Source organism: Myxococcus sp. CA039A, assembly GCF_013336645.1.
In the GTDB taxonomy this organism is placed as follows: Bacteria; Myxococcota; Myxococcia; order Myxococcales; family Myxococcaceae; genus Myxococcus; species Myxococcus llanfairpwllgwyngyllgogerychwyrndrobwllllantysiliogogogochensis.
In genome coordinates this window covers 52,292-70,187 of sequence record NZ_JABUMQ010000004.1, presented here as the reverse complement: position 1 = coordinate 70,187, position 17,896 = coordinate 52,292, and the positions used below count along the sequence as shown (strand labels likewise).

11 protein-coding genes are annotated in these 17,896 nt (G+C 70.3%); 3 read left to right on the top strand and 8 right to left on the bottom strand.

Annotated elements, in window-relative coordinates; translation table 11 throughout:
- Window positions 1–13: 13 nt before the first annotated feature.
- The 7 genes from HR086_RS01185 to HR086_RS01155 all read right to left on the bottom strand — a co-directional run bounded on the left by HR086_RS01185 (window position 14) and on the right by HR086_RS01155 (window position 6,700).
- The gene (locus tag HR086_RS01185) at window positions 14–1,330 is read right to left on the bottom strand and encodes a hypothetical protein (protein ID WP_174464597.1); all 1,317 of its coding nucleotides are present in this window, start codon (window positions 1,328–1,330) and stop codon (window positions 14–16) included.
- A 95-nt stretch (window positions 1,331–1,425) separates the two neighbouring features.
- Complete coding sequence (locus HR086_RS01180) at window positions 1,426–2,142, bottom strand: ATP-grasp domain-containing protein (RefSeq protein WP_254626125.1); 717 nt, start codon at window positions 2,140–2,142, stop codon at window positions 1,426–1,428.
- A gap of 68 nt (window positions 2,143–2,210) precedes the next feature.
- Window positions 2,211–3,122 carry an alpha/beta fold hydrolase gene (locus tag HR086_RS01175; protein ID WP_141643639.1) on the bottom strand — a complete coding sequence of 304 codons (912 nt, stop codon included), beginning with the start codon at window positions 3,120–3,122 and terminating at the stop codon, window positions 2,211–2,213.
- Complete coding sequence (locus tag HR086_RS01170; RefSeq protein WP_174454000.1) at window positions 3,122–4,243, bottom strand: alpha/beta fold hydrolase; 1,122 nt, start codon at window positions 4,241–4,243, stop codon at window positions 3,122–3,124. The genes HR086_RS01175 and HR086_RS01170 overlap by 1 nt, the downstream gene beginning before the upstream one ends.
- A 2-nt stretch (window positions 4,244–4,245) precedes the next feature.
- Window positions 4,246–4,650 carry a hypothetical protein gene (locus tag HR086_RS01165; RefSeq protein WP_141643637.1) on the bottom strand — a complete coding sequence of 135 codons (405 nt, stop codon included), beginning with the start codon at window positions 4,648–4,650 and terminating at the stop codon, window positions 4,246–4,248.
- Between the two features lie 111 nt (window positions 4,651–4,761).
- The gene (locus HR086_RS01160; protein ID WP_174464595.1) at window positions 4,762–5,796 is read right to left on the bottom strand and encodes a M23 family metallopeptidase; all 1,035 of its coding nucleotides are present in this window, start codon (window positions 5,794–5,796) and stop codon (window positions 4,762–4,764) included.
- Between the two features lie 154 nt (window positions 5,797–5,950).
- Complete coding sequence (locus tag HR086_RS01155; RefSeq protein WP_174464594.1) at window positions 5,951–6,700, bottom strand: SDR family NAD(P)-dependent oxidoreductase; 750 nt, start codon at window positions 6,698–6,700, stop codon at window positions 5,951–5,953.
- A 453-nt stretch (window positions 6,701–7,153) separates the two neighbouring features.
- Here HR086_RS01155 and HR086_RS01150 point away from each other — a divergent pair, with 453 nt between their 5' ends.
- From HR086_RS01150 to HR086_RS01140, 3 genes are read left to right on the top strand one after another with little or no spacing between them, the layout of a single operon-like run.
- Entirely contained in the window at window positions 7,154–8,818 is a 1,665-nt protein-coding gene (locus HR086_RS01150) for a nitrous oxide reductase family maturation protein NosD (protein WP_174464593.1), read from the top strand.
- A gap of 55 nt (window positions 8,819–8,873) precedes the next feature.
- Window positions 8,874–10,853, top strand: a complete 1,980-nt coding sequence (locus HR086_RS01145; protein ID WP_141642178.1) for a PAS domain S-box protein — start codon at window positions 8,874–8,876, stop codon at window positions 10,851–10,853.
- Window positions 10,843–12,765: an ATP-binding protein gene (locus HR086_RS01140; RefSeq protein WP_174454004.1), complete on the top strand. Its 1,923-nt coding sequence runs from the start codon at window positions 10,843–10,845 to the stop codon at window positions 12,763–12,765. Before HR086_RS01145 ends, HR086_RS01140 begins: the two co-directional genes overlap by 11 nt.
- An 18-nt stretch (window positions 12,766–12,783) precedes the next feature.
- Here the strand turns inward: HR086_RS01140 and HR086_RS01135 are convergent, their stop codons facing one another.
- Window positions 12,784–17,805 (bottom strand): hypothetical protein, encoded by a 5,022-nt coding sequence (locus HR086_RS01135; RefSeq protein WP_174464592.1) that lies wholly within the window; start codon window positions 17,803–17,805, stop codon window positions 12,784–12,786.
- Window positions 17,806–17,896 lie beyond the last annotated feature (91 nt).

Here is a 17,896-nt window from a genome sequence, read left to right as displayed (position 1 = left end):
GGCGACGCGGGCCTCACGGCACCAGGCGTTGAAGGAAGACGTCCGTGTCGTCGGAGGTGAAGGACTCCGTGCCGCCCAGCGCGCGAGTACCGGAGAACGTGCCCGTACCCAGGACGTCTCCGCCCGACAGGAAGGTGAGGTCTCGCAGGTGGAGGCTCTCGTCACACGGCTGGGTGACGTAGGGCGCCTGCCACGCTAGCTCACCCAAAGGTGACAGTCGCACCAGCTCCGAGCCGCAGCCATGCTTCCAGAGCACCGCCGCGCCTCCCTCCTCATCCGCCGCCAGTCGCGCGCCACGGGCTTCCCCTGGCGACGGGCTGGTCAGCGCATGTCCCCACAGCGGACGTCCCGCCGCATCGGCCGCGAGCACGAAGGCGGCGCGAGCGCAGCCCTCCGCGACACATGACGGCATGAGCACGGCGCCTCCCCAGTGGAGCGTGCCCTGGAAGTCGCCCGTGAGTCGCAGCCCGCCATCGGCCGCGAAAATCACCTGCGTGAAGGAGGGTGCGTCCGGTCCCACCTCCAGCTCCCAGTACACCTCACCGACGGGCGACAGCCGCGCGATGAACCCGATGCTCTCGAAAGGGGCCAGCGGGCGCTGCCCCGCGAGCACCGCGCCGCCATCCGAGTCCAGCGCCACGACGGACGCGGAGGCCAGCGCGGGCATCTCCTGGGACCAGCGCGCCGTGCCTCGGGTGTCGTAGCGCGTCACCAGCCGGCCGTGCGCCACCACGACTTCGCCTTCGATGTCCGCTGTCAGCGCCTTCACGGTGCCCGTCGCGCGAGCCCACAGCGGCGTGCCGTCCGAGGCCAGCTTCGCCACGAAGTGGCTGTCGGTGATGAGCGTCTCACCGAGGCGCAGCCGGCCCTCCAGCTTGCCAGCGACGAAGAGCTCTCCCCCGGAGGAGACGGCGAGGAACTGCGCGTGGGCCTGGGCCGCTCCGCTCTCGGACGGCTCGGGCATGAAGCTGCGCGTCCAGAGCACCTGCCCCGCGCCGTCATGGTGGGCGAGGGTGAGAGCCGTGCCGCCGCCATCCGTCGAGGACGCATCCGGTGTGCCTGTCGCGCCGGTGGTGGTGCCCAGCAGCACGCTGCCGCCCAGGCCGTCCGAGGCCACGGCCACCGCGTCCTGTCGCCCGAGGGTTCGCGAGTGAACGGTCCACCGCGCATCCCCCGGCTCCAGCGTCGGAGGCTTGGGGGGTTGTGGCGTGGAGCCTGGGTCTTCTTCCTCGGGGGGAGGGGCCTCCGTGGACGCGCCGCTCCCACCACAGCCGAGTGCTGTCCACACGCTCAGCACCAGCCCCGCAGTGCCTGCCCGCCACCGTCCCATGTTCATTCTCCGCGAGTCCGCTCACCCTCCGGCCGGAGGCGAAGCTGGGGTGTGGTGCTCCCGGAGGCAAGGCCCGCGTCGGACACTGAACGTTGTCAGGTGCTTCGCGGCGGTGGCTGAGCGAGTCCCGTCAGCTCACACCAGCGGGCGACGGTCAGCGCGGTGTAGCGCTCCGGCTCCAGTCCATACGCGCCCAGCGAGAAGCCGTCATTCCACTCCACCAGCGCTGTTTCACCGGTGGACAGCACGCCGAAGTCGACGGAGTAGCCCGCGGTCGCTTCACCGGAGGATTCCAGGAGGCGGAGCGCTTCGTGGACTCGCGCCTCGTCGAGGGGAACCGTCACGTCTCCCGCATAGTGACGCGTACCCACGGGCCTTCCGTGCACGATGAAGACGCGGTACTCGCTCAGCCACCGCACCACCTCCGAGCAGATGAGCGGCGTGCCCTGTGACGCCCGCTCCAGGAAGAGGAGGTCACTGGCGCTCTGGAAGACCCGGCCCGTGAAACGTTTCCTGCGTCCCTGGGGCTTGGCGAACACGGGCGGACTCGCGACGTCGTGCAGGTGCGAGGTGAGCTGTTTCACAGTGCTCGTCCACAGCCGGCGATGGAGGAAGGGCGTGAGGCTGGGCGGGTAGTCGTTCGTCGGAGGGGGCTCGATGCCCAACTGCTTCAGCGCGCCCAGCACCGTGGGCACGTAGCCCGCGACCAGCGTGTCCGACGTCAGCGGGAGCTGGCGCCGCTCCAGGCGCTTGGCGGTGAAGCACTCGGTGGGGATGCCCTTCGCGCGCAGGCCCTCGAGGAGTAGCCGCATCTCCGGCTCCATTCGCCCGTGTGCCTCCTCCTCGATGAAGGCCCGAGAGGGCCACCGCCCATCCTGGCTCACGAGCCCCGCCGTGCCAGCGGAGCGAGGATGTCGCGCCAGTGCGAGTAGAGGGAGAAGTGTCCGCCTCCGGAGAGGAAGTGGGGCACGGTGCGCGGGATTCGCGAGGCGAGATAGCGCCCCATCTGCGGCGGGACGATGCTGTCGCCGTCCCAGTACCAGAGGTCCATCTCTCCTCGAATCTCCTCTAGCGCGAAGTCCCAGGGCGACGCCAGGATGTGGGCTTCGCGGCGCATGCCCGCCACGCCTCGGCGCGTGGCCTCTCGTCGCCAGCCCTGCACCTGCGCGGCGATGTGCGGGTCCGACAGCACGAGCCGGTCATCCTCCGACGCATGCGCCAGCAGCGCCGCCAGGGCTCGCTCTGGATTCGAGCGCACCTGCCGGTCATGCATCGCCATCAACGGATGCAGCAGCCACTCCGGCCACGCGGCCATGGCGTAGGCGTTGCGGTAGTCGCGGTTGACGCCCTCCATGCCACCGGGCCGCTTCAGCGGCGAGGCGCCGGAGACGATGGCGGAGCGGATGATTCGTTCGCCCAGTCGCCACACGGAGGCGGCGACATAGGGGCCTCCCGCGGACACACCGAAGAGGGAGAAGCGGCCTATCTTGAGGGCGTTGGCGAGCTGCTCCAGGTCGTCCGGGAAGTCCAACAGCGTGCGGTCGGACTGGTAGTCGGACAGCCCATAGCCGGGCCGGTCCGGGGTGATGAGGCGCACGCCGAGGCCATGGGTGAGCCGGTCATCCGGATGCCGCATGTAGCGCGAGCCCGGGTTGCCGTGGACGAAGAACACCGGGACTCCGTCCAGGTCTCCCGACTCCACGTACGCGAGCCGCCGTCCATCCTTCAGCCGAAGCACGCCCTCACGGACCTGCACGCCGGAGCCCGAGGTGGTTTCCGAGACGGAGTGCATCAGGGCTCCATCGCTTGTGAGCGCGTGGCAATCCACTCGGAGATGGAGGGCCAGACGTGGGTGGGGCCCTTGCTGGAGGCGGACAGCCCGATGTGGCCCACCGGATAGCGCCGCGTCTGGGCGTCCTTCGTGCCCACCAGGTCGACGAGCGGCTCGCTCATGGCGGGAAAGGCGATGGTGTCATGCTCGGCGATGACGTTGAGCACGGAGGCCTGGATGCGGCCCAGGTCCACGGCCTCTCCGCCCACCTTCATGCGTCCCTGGTGGAAGAGGTTCTGCTGGTAGCAGTCCTTGATGTACTGGCGATACACCTCACCGGGGAAGGGCACGGGGTCCGAGCCCCAGCGCTCCATGGCGAGGAACGTGCTCACGAAGTCCGGGTCGTCGATGCGGCGGCACACCTCCAGCCAGCGCGTGAGGCGCTGCACGGGCGCCACCATGAGGAAGCCACTCTCCAGTACGGGCGTGGGAACGTTGCCGTAGGCATCCACGAGCGAGTCCACGTCGAAGTGGTTGGCGGCGGTCCACAGCGTGTAGACACCGCCCTTGCTGAAGTCCACGGGCGTGGCCTGCGCGACGAGGTTGCGAACGCCCTCGGGATGCAGCGACGTGTAGGCCAGCGCGAGCGTGCCGCCCATGCAGTAGCCGTAGAGCGTGAGGTCCCGGCTCTTGCTGACCCGCAGCGTCCAGCGCACCGCCGTCTGGATGAGTCCGCCGAGCAGGTCCGACCAGGTGAGGCGCTCCTCGTCCTGGCCCGGCACGCCCCAGTCGATGGCGTACACGTCGAAGCCCTCCTGGGTGAGGTGCTCGATGAGGCTGCGGCCCGGCAGGAAGTCGAGGATGTACCAGCGATTGATGAGCGAGTAGACGAACAGGATGGGCGTGCGGTGGCGCCGACGGGGCGCCGCGTAGCGCAACAGCCGCATGCTGCCCCGCGTGTACACGACGGTGTGGGGCGTGGCGCTGATGGGCGGCTCGCGCACACCGGAGGCCCGCTCGATGAAGGGCTTGAGGTACGGGTAGGGATTGAAGGGACGGGCCTTGAGCGCGTGAGCGACAGCGCGCGTGAGCTCGAACTGGCCGGTGACGAAGGAGCGCAGCCGCTGGGTGGACGCGGTCATGTTCAGGCGCCGGGCTTGGTGGGAGGGCTGTCGGACTCCTGGCGATGGAGCAGGTCCACCACCACCTCGAGCTGGGAGCCGAGCGCCTCGACCTGGTCATTCACGCGGCGCAGCTGGTCGCGGAGGCTCTCCACCTCGGACGTCGTGGGCAGGCGCAGCGTGTGCAGCGCGCTCTCCACGAAGCTGTTGCGGCGGATGCGGGCGTTGAGGCCCTGGCGCAGCACGGTGCCGCTGGCGCGCAGGTAGGTGGGGCTCTCGGAGACGCGGGTGAGGACGCGGGTGAGGCGCTGCTCGGCGCGGGTGAACACCTGGCCCGTTCGAGTCTCCGGATGGGTGAGGTGGCCCAGGAGCTTCAATCCCCGGGCGAGGAGTCCCCTGGGTGGAGGCGGGCGGTCCGAGTCGCTCATGCCCGCGACGTTAACCCAAGCCGTGCCGGGGACGCAGGGGACCCTGTCCAAAAAGTGAATGGTGGTTCATGTTTGAAGCGGGCGGGGAAGCACCGCGTCACGCGGTGCCCGCTACTTCGTGGAGGCGTAGCCCTCGAAGGTCCGGGGGATGCCCTTGTCCTCGTCCACGTTGTTGAAGGTGACGGGGATGCTGTCGCCGCCCTTCTCCACATCGAAGTGGATGTGGCCGGTGAGGCTGTTGCCCACGTTGCCCACCTCCGCGAGCTGCTGTCCCTGGCTCACGGTGTCGCCCACGCCCACCTTCGCGGTGCCCTTCGAGATGTGGAAGTAGCGGCCCACCGTGCCGTCGCCGTGTTCGACCTCGATGCGGTTGTTCGGCTTGTCGCCGCCGTTGCCGCTGTTCGTGTCCACCACGCGCGACACCGTGCCCGCGCGCGCCGCCAGCACCGGGGTGCCGCACTGTCGACGGAAGTCCCAGGCGTATTCCTCGTCGTCGTTGTGGTTCAGGTGGGAGTTGTTGCCCTGGATGACCCAGGAGCGGTCTCCCTCGGGGTAGGGCAGCCGGTAGGGCGAGCTCGCCGCGCTGGGGTACTCGCCGGAGTCGATGGAGCCGCGCAGCACCAGCCACGCGCCGAGCCAGAACACTCCGATGAGGCCGTAGACGACGGCGCCCGTGAGCACGATGTTGCGCACCCGGTGCAGCTCCACCTTCGCCGCGCGCTCCTCGAGCATGCCGCGCGCGATGTGCGGGAAGGCGAACCAGAAGGCGAAGGCGGCGATGCTGCCGACAATCCCGCCCCAGTGGTAGAGGTTCGCCAGGAACGTGGGGCCACACGCGGCGAACGCTCCCGGCGCGAGCGCGACGGCGGTGAAGAGCGATGCGATGGCCGCCGCCAGCAAGGTCCGGGACGTCCAGCGCAGGCTCTCGTCGACCTTGTCGTCGTTCCCCTTGGCCACCGGCAGCGTGAAGCGCAGCGCGTGGATGACCAAGGCGACGAAGGCGGCCCAGACGAGCAGGCCCAGCACCGAGGAGAGCACCATGGGCGTCTCTCCCGTCAGGCCCGCGAAGGACACCCCGAACATCACCAGCCCATACACGCCGAAGACCGCGAGGATGATGGACCAGGTCGTGCCGTAGCGCTTCATCGCGCTTCCCCCTGCCTCGCGAACATCGGCCCGCCGGGACTCCGGCGAGGGGCGCGAGGCTTCTCCCTCCTTGGAGTTGCGGTGGGTCGGGGTGTGACGCCACCAGGCAGTGGAGCGGGCGGGCACCCCGTCGGGTGCCCACCGTGTGGCTCGCTCAGCCCTGTCGCTTCACCGCGAGCGGCCCGAAGGCCTGGGCCACCGGCATCAGTGACATGACGTTGATGTTCACGTGCGCTGGACGCGACACCACCCAGTGCACCGCGTCCGCGATGTCCTCGGGCGTCAGCGGCTGCGTGTTGGCGTAGGGGGCCGCGGCCCGAGCGGCGTCGCCCTTGAACCGGATGTTGGAGAACTCCGTGCCGCCCACGAGCCCTGGCTCGATGTCCGTCACGCGCACGGCCGTGCCCAGCAGGTCCGCGCGCAGGTTGAGGCTGAACTGCTGCACGAAAGCCTTCGTCGCGCCGTACACGTTGCCACCCGGGTACGGATAGTCCGCCGCCACCGAGCCCATGTTGATGATGTGGCCCCGGTTGCGCGCCACCATGCCGGGCAGCACCGCGTGCGTGCAGTACATGAGCCCCTTCACGTTCGTGTCGACCATCACCTCCCAGTCGTCGAGGTGCGCCGACTGCGCCGCTTCCAACCCCAGCGCCAGCCCCGCGTTGTTGACCAGCACGTCCACCTCGGCGAAGTCCGCCGGCAGCGCGCCGAGCACCCGCGCCATCGCCTCGCGCTCCGTCACGTCGAGCGTCACCGGCAGCAGCCGCTCACCCAACTCCGCGCGCAGCTTCTCCAGCAGCTCCGTCCTCCGCCCGGTGGCGATGACCCGCGCACCCTCCTGGATGAAGCGGCGCGCGATGGCCAGGCCGAACCCGGCTGTGGCTCCCGTAACCAGCACGTTCATGGCGTTCCCTTTGGATGCGATGCCTCGCGCGCTAAATGGCACGAGGCCCCGGCCCGCGCACGGGGAAAGGCCCTCGCCGCGCGGTGCCCCCAGAGCCGACCCGACAGTCCACAGCTCGTCGGAGACGCCTTCTCGGCGCGCCCCCGTCCGCATGCTCCCGCTCGGAGCGACCTTCTCTCCGAGTGAAGTCCCGCCCACCCGCGTCGGGAATGAAACCGCCTTCATCCGCACACCTGCACAGGCAGCAGCACGAATGTTCGGGCCCGCGCACATCAGCCTGACTTCTTCGCGCTCAACGTAACCGCCCGAAATCCCATTTCCTGCCTTCTTGCCCTGCGGCCTGGCGAGTCTGGGTTGCCATCGGGTCGGGGAATGAACAGGACGCGCGCCCCGATTGGCGGCCGTCCTCGCGAGCGCCCCATACGCCGCGACCCACACATGGAGTCTGACAGGATGCGCCAACGCTCACCGCTGCTGACGGCCTACTGCTCCGCTGCCTTGCTTGCCCTGCTTGCCTGCAATGGAAAGAGCGAGCTGACCCAGACCACGGGCTCACGTCCGTCCACCGATGAGGCGCCCTCGACGGGCAACCCGCCCGCGCCATCCCCCACGACTCCCGCGCCGACACCGACGGAGCCGGATGAATCCGAGCAGCCCTCGGAGCCCACGCCGACGCCCGAGCCGGAGCCCACCCCCACTCCGGAACCCGAGCCGGAGCCCGAGCCCGAGCCCGTTCCGGAGCCGCCGAAGCCGACCTACACGCGCATCCTCTGGGTGGCGCCGTCGGGCAGTGACAGCGCCTCCGGCACGGAGAGCGCCCCGCTGCGCACGGTGACGCGGGCGCTGACGCTCATCGCGCCGGGCGAGGCCATCTATCTGAAGACGGGCACCTACGCGGAGCGCCTCAAGCTGGAGGAGCGCGGTGGCACGGAGGCGAAGCCGCTCACGGTGAAGGCCGCGCCGGGCAGCGCGCCCGTGGTGAAGCCTGGCGGCGAGTCCGCGCTGGTGGACGTGCGCGGCGCGTACTGGCGCGTCGAGGGGCTCACGCTGGATGCCGCGGGCTCCGCTGCCTTCGCGGTGCTGTGGCGAGGCACCGCCGCGCACCACGGCGTGCTGCGCGACTGCGTGGCGAAGAATGGCACGGCGGGCGCGGGGCTCAACGTGTCGGAGAAGGCCCACGACATCCTCATCGAGGGCAACACGATTTCGAACTTCAGCCGGGGCGGCAGCGACAGCCACGGCATCATCGTGCAAACCACGTCGAAGAACGTGGTGGTGCGCGGCAATGACATCCATCACAACTCCGGCGACGCGGTGCAATGCATCGGCCCGGAGGCCGGCGCTACCGTGTCCGGCACGCCCTTCGACAATCTGCTCGTGGAGGACAACGAGCTGCACGAGAACCGGGAGAACGGCGTGGACGTGAAGACCTGCACGCACGTCACCCTGCGCGGCAACATCATCTGGGGCCACAAGGCCACGTCCACGTCGCGAGGCGAGGGGGTCGTCGTCCACCTGTCCGCGTCGGATGTCACCCTGGAGGACAACGTCTTCTATGGAAACGGCCGGGCCATCAACATCGGTGGCAACCGGGTGAACGGGCCGCCCACCCGCATCATCATCCGTCGCAACCTCATCCGGGATGGCCTGGGTGGGAGCGAGGACGGCGGTGGCATCCGCGTGGACACGTCCACCGACGTGAAGGTGCAGCACAACACGGTGTGGAACATGCCCGGGCCCTGTCTCACCTTCGGCCACGGCGACACGGGGCCGAGCGCCAGTCTGGACGTGCGCAACAACGTCTTCGCCGGCTGTGGCGTCTCCGCGCGCGCGGGGGCTGCTCGCTCCGGCACGGTGATGGATGGCAACCTCTTGTTCCGCTCCTCCGGTTCCATCTCCTTCTTGCTGAATGGAGAGAGCGTGAACCTCACGGAGTGGCGCTCTCGCAGCGGGCTGGACAAACGCTCGTTGGAGAAGTCGCCGGGGTTCGTCAACATCGACACCGGGGACTTCCGGCTGGGGTCGGGCTCCGCGGGTCGCAACGCGGGCCTGGGGTTGGGACTGACCTTCTGCGGCACAGCCCCGGACCTGGGGGCATTCGAGTCGGACTGCCCCTGAGGCGGCGGGGCGTGTAGAGTGGGCTCCGCTCCCCCCTTCCGCCCCGACCCTCCACGTGCCGTCTTCGCTGGAATTCGCTCTCGGCATCACCCTGGTGCCTCCGGCCTCACCCGCACGTGAGCTGCTCGCGGCCGCTGCCGCGCGTGCGGGTCTCCGCGTGGTGGATGGCGTGGAGGGGGCCGCGCTGGCGCTGGTGGACCTCACCTCGCCAGACAGTGGCCCCGCGCTTCGCACCCTGCTCGACTCACCTCGCGCCTCGCACATCACGCTGGTGGCGCTGGTGGAACCGACCGAGCAGGGCTTCTCCGCCGCGGAGCCCCTGAGGCCCGCGGACGTGCTCACCATCCCGGTGTCGCCGCACGAGCTGGTCTTCCGGCTCCACCGCGCCGCCGGGCGTCACCTGGAGCGCGAGGGACAGGAGCGCGGTCAGGAAGACCTGGCGCTCCTCCTGGAGCTGACGGCGGACTACGCGGAGACGTCCGACGTGGAGGCGCTGCTGCATGGTGTCACGCGCCGGCTGGCGGAGAAGCTGGACATCGCGCGCGCCACGCTGGTGATGCTCGGTCGCAACGCGGACGAGGGCGTCATCGTCGCGGCCAGCGATGACCCGACGCTCAAGGACCTGCGCATCGAGCTGTCGCGCTACCCGGAGATTCGCGAAGTCATGCGCACGGGTCGTCCGGTGGTGATGGAGGAGGCGCCCACGCATCCGCTGCTGGGCGACGTGGAGCGCAGGGCCGTGGCGGCGCGCGGCATCCACGCCATCGCCGCGCTGCCCCTGCCCATCCGGGGGCAGGTGCGAGGCGTGCTGCTGCTGCGCGCGGCGGGGCGTCGGCGCACGTTCACCTCGCGGGAAATCGACTTCCTCACCACGGTGGCGCATGCCACGGCGGTGGCGCTGCGCAACGCCTCGGTGCTCCAGTCGGTGAGGGGGCAGACGGAGGCGGAGAAGACGGCGCGTCTGGCCGCCGAGGAGCAGGCGGCCTCCTTCAAGCCCTACCAGCTCTTCTTCGCGCACGTCAGCGAGGGCGTGGCCATCCTCGACGACAAGGCGAGCGTGCTGTCCCTGAATCCTTCCGGCGCGGCGATGCTGGACCTGCCGGCGCCCGAGGCTCGGGGGCGGCATCTGCATCAGGTGACGCAGCCGGTGGATGACGGCGTGCTGATGGAGCTGGTGACGGCGGCGTCGCGAGGCGAGGCGCGCTCGGGCGTGGACGTGGAGGTGCGCACGGCGACGGGGCGTCGGCTGACGCTGTCCATGTCGGCCGCTCCGCTGCGTGACGAGGACGCGGCCACCATCCTGTCGTTCCGCGACGTCACCGACGCGCGGCGGCTGGAGGACGAGCTGCGCCAGACGAAGGACTTCCTGGAGCGGCTCATCGACTCGTCGGTGGACGCCATCATCGCCGCCGACCTGAAGGGGCGCATCATCCTCTTCAACAAGGGCGCGGAGGCACTGGTGGGCTACACCGCGCAGGAGGCGATGGCGGGCGTCACCGTGGAGCAGCTCTATCCCCAGGGCGTCGCGCGGCGAATCATGTCCACGCTCCGAGGGCCGGAGCACGGTGGCAAGGGCCGTATGTCGCTCACGCGCGAGGAGCTGGTGAACCGCGCCGGAGAGCGGGTGCCGGTCAACATGACGGCGTCGCTCGTGTACGAGGGCGGGCGCGAGGTCTTCAGCGTCGGCATCTTCACGGACATGCGCGACCGGATGAAGCTGGAGCGCAAGCTGTCGGACGCGGAGACCCGGCTGGAGGAGAGCGAGAAGAGCGCCGTCATCGTCGCGCTCGCCGGCACCGCGGCGCACGAGCTCAACCAGCCCCTCACGTCGGTGATGGGCTACGCGGAGCTGCTCAAGCGCAAGTTGAAGGAAGAGGACTTCGCCTGGAAGCCGGTGGACATCATCTACCGCGAGGCGGAGCGCATGGCGGAGATCGTCCGGAAGATTGGGAAGATCACCCGCTACGAGACGAAGGCGTACATGGGGGAGCAGCAGATTCTCGACCTGGACAAGGCGACCTCCCATGAAGACTGACACCCGCGCCGTGCGAATCCCCGGCGGCCCGGGCCCCGAGTCGTTCCAGGCCTTCTTCGAGGCGCTCGACGCCCCCGCGGCCCTGTGTGACCCGATGCTGCGGCTGGTGGCGGTCAACGAGGCCTTCCATCGCTTCTGCGCGGACCACCAGGCGACGGTGGAGGATGTCGCGCGCGCGTTGGCGGTGGCGGCCGTGCCCGTGGATGGCTCCAGCTGCGACATGGAGCTGCCGCTCGCGGGCAAGCCGGGCGCAGTGCTGACGATGTCGCGCCGGGGTGACGTGGTGGCTGTGCGGGCCCGGAACGACCCGGAGCTGGCGCGCAGCCGGCTGGTGATGGCGGAGCGGGCGCTGCTGGAGCAGGCGCGCACCGAAGGCGTGCTGCTGGATTTGGGCCGCAGCGTGGCGGAGGTCGGCGGCGAGGAGGAGCTGGTGGCGGCGGTGGCGCGCGGGGTGAAGGAGCTGTTCCCCGGGCGCTCGTTCTGCATCCGCATCACCGACTCGCGCACCGGCGGGCTGACGTCGCTCTACGCGGAAGGCCGGATGAAGGAAGGCGCGCACGAGCCGCTGGTGCTGTTGCAGCGCGCGGTGGAGAAGCTGAACCTGGGACGCTCGACGCTGCCGACGACGGGCCGCGTGACGGTGCTGAGCGAGGTGCCGCTCCTGTTCCTGGGCAGCACGCACGGCGTGAGCGCGCCGCTGGTGGCGAGCGGGCAGCTCTTCGGCGCCATCAACATGGAGTATCCGGAGGGGCTGGACGCGGACATCCAGCACGACGAGCGCGTGTTGCTCCAGCTCGCCAGCCAGGTGGCGGTGGCGGTGAAGAACGCGAAGCTCATCGACGAGCTGACGTTCGTGCGCAAGTACCTGGAGGACCTGCTGGAGAAGGCGAACGCGCTCATCCTCGTCGCCAACCGGGAGCAGCAGGTGGTGGTGTTCAACCAGGCGCTCAGCGCGCTGACGGGCTTCCGGAAGGAAGACGTGCTGGGCAAGGACCTCTTCTGGCTGGTGCCGGAGAACGAGCACCTGCGGCTGTCCCAGGTCATCGCCGCCGCGCTTCGCGGTGAGTCGGTGAACAGCTTCGAGACGCGGCTGTTGTCGCGCGACGGCAACGAGGTGCGGGTGTCGTTCGCCACGTCCTCGAGGCTTGCGCACCATGGCGAGGTGGACGGCGTCATCGCCATCGGCCAGGACATCACGGTGGTGAAGGAGCTGGAGAAGCGCATCATCCACGCGGAGAAGCTCGCGTCCATCGGTCAGCTCGCGGCCAGCGTGGTGCATGAAATCAACAACCCGATGACGGCGGTGGCCACGTACGCGGACGCGCTGCTCCAGCGCTCGCGGACGACGCCGGGGGCGAATCCCGCGGACCAGGAGAAGCTGCGGAAGATTCTGGAGAGCAGCCACCGCATCCTTCGCTTCACCAGGGATTTGGTCAGCTACGCGCGGCCGGCGCAGGACAGGCCGGAGCGGGTACAGCTCAACGCCGTGGTGGACATGGCGGTGGGCTTCTGTGAGCACGTGGTGGCGCAGGCGCGCGTCAGCGTGCACCGGGAGTACACGGAGCTACCGCCGCTGTCGGCCGTGCGCGCCAACCTGGTGCAGGTGTTCGTCAACCTCATCACCAACGCGTGCCATGCGATGCAGCCGGGCGGCGCGGTGTTCCTGACGACGCGGCGCGAGGGTCAGGAGGCGGTGGTGTCGGTGAGGGACTCGGGGACGGGAATCGACCCCAAGCACCTCCAGCGCATCTTCGAGCCCTTCTTCACCACGAAGCCGGAGGGCAAGGGCACGGGCCTGGGGCTCTCCATCTGCCAGGGCATCGTGGAGAACCACGGCGGCCGGCTCACGGTTACGAGCACCGTGGGCGCGGGCACCACCTTCTCCGTGCGACTGCCGCTGTCGGTGGACTGACAGCGGCGAGGCGTCCGGTCAGTCCCATCCCCGGAGCTGCACGCGCACCCTTCGCATGAGCAGGTCCCATTCCTGGCGCTTCAGGGTCGTCAGGACGCGCCCGCCGATGACGGTGAGGCCGGTGAGCGTCATCACCAGGAAGCCGATGCGGTGGTCCCTCAGGCCCGCGTCGAGCAGGTTGGCCACCACGTCCAGCGTGAGGAACAGCGTGCCCAGCGCGAGGTACGCGCGAATCTGCAACGCCATCCCCACCGCGACGCCCAGCAGGCAGACGCCGCCGAAGATGAGCGCATACGTGCCGTCCGGTGACTCGCCCACCCGCATCGCCAGCTTCGCCGCCGCGGGCACGTACAGCAGCAGGCCCCCCAGAATCCGCACCGTGTTGCGCGCCGCGTGCGGCAGGCTCCCCGTGAAGAGCTGTCCCAGCATCAGCAGCAACAAGCCCAGCGGCGCCAGATAGATTTCCAGCCCCTCCAGTCCGAAGGCCAGCGCGGCGATGAGCAGCGCCAGGTTGCACGCCGCCGCCGCGAAGGCGCCGAACATCCGGCTGCGCTCCACCGCCCCCAGCGCCGCGTACAGGAGCCCCGAGCCACCCGCGAGCAACGCCGCCTCCTGCGTCGCCTCGCCCGGCAGCACGAACGCCATTCCAATGGGCAATAGCGCCGCGAAGCGACGGGTCGCCGCCTCCACCGGGCGCACTCCCGCCCGTCGCGCCATCACCGTCACTCCGACGAGCGTGAAGCCCAGCGCCAGCGCGAAGAGGGCGTCATGCTCGGCCCGCAGGCCCGGCGCATACAGGCTGCGCACGAGCGCGTAGACGCCCACCACCGCGAGCTGCACGAAGTACACGTGCCGCCCGGTGTGCTCCACCCAGGCGCAGTGCAGCGCCACCAGCACCGCCAGCCCGATGGCCGCGATGGCCGTCGTCAGCGACTCCTGGGGCGCATTGCCGCTTACCGCCAGCGCGGCGAGCATCACCCCCGTCGCCACGAGCCACGCGTCCCGCCCCCACGTCATCCCCACCGCGACGTCCGCCCGGCGCGCTCGTGTCCACCGCTGCGCGGTCTGCAGGGCCACCACGGCCCCCGCGGACGCCAGGGCCAGCACCGCGCCGTGGACGATGAAGAGGTCCCCATAGCGCAGCCAGGGGCCGCTGAGGCTCGCGCGAATCGTGAACCCGGCCATGAACGAAGCCAGCACCGCGCTGCCCGCCACCCAGGTGCCGGCTGATGCCACGAGCGATGCGAACGCGCCCTTCCATCGGAACGCCGCCACCAGCAGGGAGGCCGCGATGAGCCACAGCGTCACCGGGAAGGCCGGCGACACCATCCACGAGCCACCCAGTCCGATGAACATCTCCCCGAGCAGGTTGAGCGCCGCGAGCGTCGACGACGTGGTGCCGTTCACCGCCAGCGCGTACACCGTCGCGGCGATGAGATAGACGGCCATCGCCTGCTGGATGCGGACGCGCGTCGCGCCCTCGGACAGGCCGCGCTTGTGCGCAATCCACGGGCCCACTGTCACCACCGCGAGTCCCACCAGCGCGAGCACGGGGCCCGGCCATACCTCGAAGATATCCACCCGGTGCGCCAACGCATGCACCAAGAGGAGGATGCTTGCGCCCAGCACACCGCGCCCCTGCGCTCGGGCTCCACCGACGAACAACACCACCCCCGTCGCGCAGACGAGGCCCGCCGCGGTGAGCCCGGGCTGGAAGAGCGCCGCGAGCCCCACCAGCCACACCGCCGTGACGGAGCGACGATGCAGCAGGTGTCGGAACTGCTCGGGAAGACCCCTGAGCGACGCCACGGCATAGACGAGCCCCGCGGCGGCGATGCCCGCGAAGGCTCGCTGCCACAGGAGGAATACGCTGTCGCCGGGCGCGAGCCACGCCGCTTCCGTGAGCCAGTGATAGCCCTCGGCGCCCACGCGCACCCACTCGCCATCGGGCGGCGCCAGCGCGACGAGCGAAGGCCCGAGCAGCGACTGTCTCGCGGCCCAGAGCGCGGCACCAGCCAGCCCCAGGTACAACCCCAGGTTCGCGAGCAACACCGCGCGGAACGAGGTCGCGAGCAGCAGCACCAGCACCGTCGCGCCGAGCACCAGCAGCGGAGGCGTGATTCCCAGCGCGTGTGACGCGGACGGCAGGCCGACCAGGACCGCGCCCTTCAAGAGCACGAGCGCCAGCGCCGCCACGCCCACGTGGGGCACCGCGTGGTACAGCGGGCCGTGCGAGGGTCGCTCCAGCCGCTTCGCCAGCCACGGGCCGAAGCGCCTCGTCGCCAGTGCGATGCCCCAGACCGCGATGCCGATGAGCGGAAGCCGCCGCGCCACGACATCCGGTGGCAAGGGATGGCCCGCGCGATTGATGATGGCCGTCAGCGCGATGAACCCGCCCATCGCCGCGAGCGTCACCACCGAGCCTCGCAACTCCCAGTCCTTGAAGCCGCGCGACCCGAACGCCAGGAGCGCGGTCAGGATGAGCAGTCCGCCCGCGAGCAGGCACGTGCCGCGCTCGGCATCGGCGGGGAAGGGGAGCCACTGGACCAGGGTGACGGTCGCGATGATGGCCTGCACCAGCGCGGCCGTGGCGAAGCCATCCGTGTAGAGCGAAAGCCCGCGAGCACCGAGCGGCAACCGGACGAGGGCGAACACCCCCCGACCCCAGAAGTCGCGAAGCGCGCCAGGAGCCGCCGCCGGGTCGACGACGGGAGGACGCGGGCGCAGCGTCGCGAAGAGCGCGAAGCCGAATGCCACGGCCGCCGAGCCCAGCGCGGAACGCGCCGATGCGAAGTCGAAGACGGTGCCCAGCACCTGGGACACGACGAGCGCCACGCCCGTGGCCGCGATGATGCTCACGATGCGGGTGCCGTCACGGCGCGCTCTCAGCAACAACTCCAGCGAGACCAGCGCCGTGGGAAGCGCGATGAGCACCCCACCCGGCAACGCGGCGACGGACATCAGCAGGTCCGGCGGCACGGGCGCGACGCCGATGGCGAGGAACACTCCCGCCGAGGCCATCACCAGCGACACGTCGTCCAGTGGCAACAGCGCATCATGGGGCGACGACGGCTGGGCCCACGCGTACTGCAAGAGCCCCGCGACACCGTACAGCGCGCTCACGAGCGCGAAGACCGCGAGGCGACTCCAGTCACCCGAGAGCCACGAGGTTCCATCGACGAAGGCCAGTGCGCCGAACAGCGCGGCGGCTCCGCCCAGGTAGTGCAGCCCCCGCCAGCGCCAACCTCCCGCCAGGTGCGCGGCCACGGCGATGACCAGGCCCGTGAAGACTCGGGGCCACGGTGAGCTTTCGCCCTCGCCCTCCATCCAGGACACGAGCGGCAGCGACACCAGCGTGCTGACGATGCTCCACGTCAGCAGCCGGATGCTCAGCATCGAGGACTGGCTTCGTCGCGCCGAGAGCATCAGCGCCGAAGCCGCCGCAGCGCCTCCGAACACCCACCAGCCCGGCTCTCCCGGAGCCAGGGTCCGCGCGAGCAGTGCTCCCGCGAGGAGCGTGGCCATGACCCCGGGATGCACCAGGGCCCGACGCCGCGACTCCAGCAGGAAGAAGACCCCGGCGGCGAGTACCGGCGCGAGCGCCGACGCGCCATCGACCTGGAGGTCTTCACCGGTCCCCACGGAGAACGCGGTGATGGCTCCCGCAAGCGCGCCCGCGGCCAGCACCGCGTGCGCCACGGTCTCCAGCACGGCGCTCGCACGGGGCAGGGCCTCTCGCGCGAAGTGCGTGGTCGCCGCCACCGCGATGACCGTGGCGATGGCCTGTGCCCAGAGCGTCATCCCCGCGAACAGCGCGCCGCCCGGTTGCAGGTCATCGAACCCCGAGGGGCCGCTCGACACGGCGAACACCGCGAGCCAGAGCGCGCCATAGAGCGCCGCGCTCGCGCTGACGAGCAGCGTGTTCGCGGACGTCTCCTTTCGCGAACGCCACACCGTGGCCCCGAGCGCCACCACGCCCGCGGAGGCGCAGAGCACACGCAGCCACGGTGCCTCGTCGAGTCCCATCAGCGGCAGGCCCGCGAGCAGCGACGGGAACAGGGCCACCGCGAGCGCGGTCGCGGACGTGCCATGCAACAGCCTCCCCGCGGACCTCAACGGCACCATCCCCAGCGCGGCGACCCCGAGCGCGACGGGAAGGCCCAGAAGGGGCGACAGCGCCACCAGCGAGGACAGCGCGATGAACGCCACGGGGAGCAGCGCCAGTCCGATGCCCGACAGGACGCGGCCCACGGGCATCGAGCGCCGCGACAGGAACACGCCGAGCCCGATGAAGCCCGCGTGGTAACCCCACAACGCACCCGTCACCAGGAGCTGTCGAGGCACGCCACCCAGCGCCCGCCACGCCTCGCGGACGCCCATGAGCGAGCCGCCGAGCACCAGCACCGCGCCGAGGAACCACCAGATGAAATCGTTCAGCCGGGGCGTGTTCTCCGATTGCGCGTCGAGCGCGACGACGGCTTCCAGTCCGCCACCGAGCGCACCCGAGGCGTCCCGGGCGAAGAGGGACTGTCCGGAGCCCAGCGCCGAGCCGAGGTCGTCCTCGCTCGCGTCCCTGTCTCCTCGCGGCCCCCGCGCCGCCTGCGCTCGCTCCTCCTTCGCGGCCTCATCCAACGAGCGCGCGAGCGCCGCGCCCCAGCCGAAGAAGCTCCAGCCTCCCGCGCGTTGCGCCGATGCCGCGACGCCATCCGCCCAGGCCTCTACGCGCGCGGCGGAGTCCAGTGGTTGCGCCTCCGCCACGACGGTGTCGTGTCCGACGGCCTGCACGTCCACGGCGACAACGGCTGCGGAAGAGGGGGCATCGAAGGGCGTCGCCATCGCGTCGAGCGACTGCTCCAGTCGGAGCGCCGTCGACTCATCGAGGAGTGCGTCGCTACGCCAGTCCTGGATGCGTCGCCAGAGGGCCTTCTTGACGAGTGCATCGAAGTGCGGCTCGGTGACGGGCTGGAGGGTGGCTCCACACTCCGGACACTCGCCCCCCGATGCCTTGTCGCGGAACCGCGCGCAGACTGGGCAGATCATCCGCGCAGCATAGCCGCACTCCCACATCACCTGCCTTGAGTCAGCATCACCCCGTGCGTGGAGTGCCTCGGAGACACGCCTGTCGCCCCGA

What these genes read in the sequence shown, in the direction of transcription:
- HR086_RS01185 (WP_174464597.1), bottom strand. Translation starts at nt 1,330, where the DNA reads ATGGGACGGTGGCGGGCAGGCACTGCGGGGCTGGTGCTGAGCGTGTGG.
- HR086_RS01180 (WP_254626125.1), bottom strand. Translation starts at nt 2,142, where the DNA reads ATGCGGCTACTCCTCGAGGGCCTGCGCGCGAAGGGCATCCCCACCGAG.
- HR086_RS01175 (WP_141643639.1), bottom strand. Translation starts at nt 3,122, where the DNA reads ATGCACTCCGTCTCGGAAACCACCTCGGGCTCCGGCGTGCAGGTCCGT.
- HR086_RS01170 (WP_174454000.1), bottom strand. Translation starts at nt 4,243, where the DNA reads ATGACCGCGTCCACCCAGCGGCTGCGCTCCTTCGTCACCGGCCAGTTC.
- HR086_RS01165 (WP_141643637.1), bottom strand. Translation starts at nt 4,650, where the DNA reads ATGAGCGACTCGGACCGCCCGCCTCCACCCAGGGGACTCCTCGCCCGG.
- HR086_RS01160 (WP_174464595.1), bottom strand. Translation starts at nt 5,796, where the DNA reads ATGAAGCGCTACGGCACGACCTGGTCCATCATCCTCGCGGTCTTCGGC.
- HR086_RS01155 (WP_174464594.1), bottom strand. Translation starts at nt 6,700, where the DNA reads ATGAACGTGCTGGTTACGGGAGCCACAGCCGGGTTCGGCCTGGCCATC.
- HR086_RS01150 (WP_174464593.1), top strand. Translation starts at nt 7,154, where the DNA reads ATGCGCCAACGCTCACCGCTGCTGACGGCCTACTGCTCCGCTGCCTTG.
- HR086_RS01140 (WP_174454004.1), top strand. Translation starts at nt 10,843, where the DNA reads ATGAAGACTGACACCCGCGCCGTGCGAATCCCCGGCGGCCCGGGCCCC.
- HR086_RS01135 (WP_174464592.1), bottom strand. Translation starts at nt 17,805, where the DNA reads ATGATCTGCCCAGTCTGCGCGCGGTTCCGCGACAAGGCATCGGGGGGC.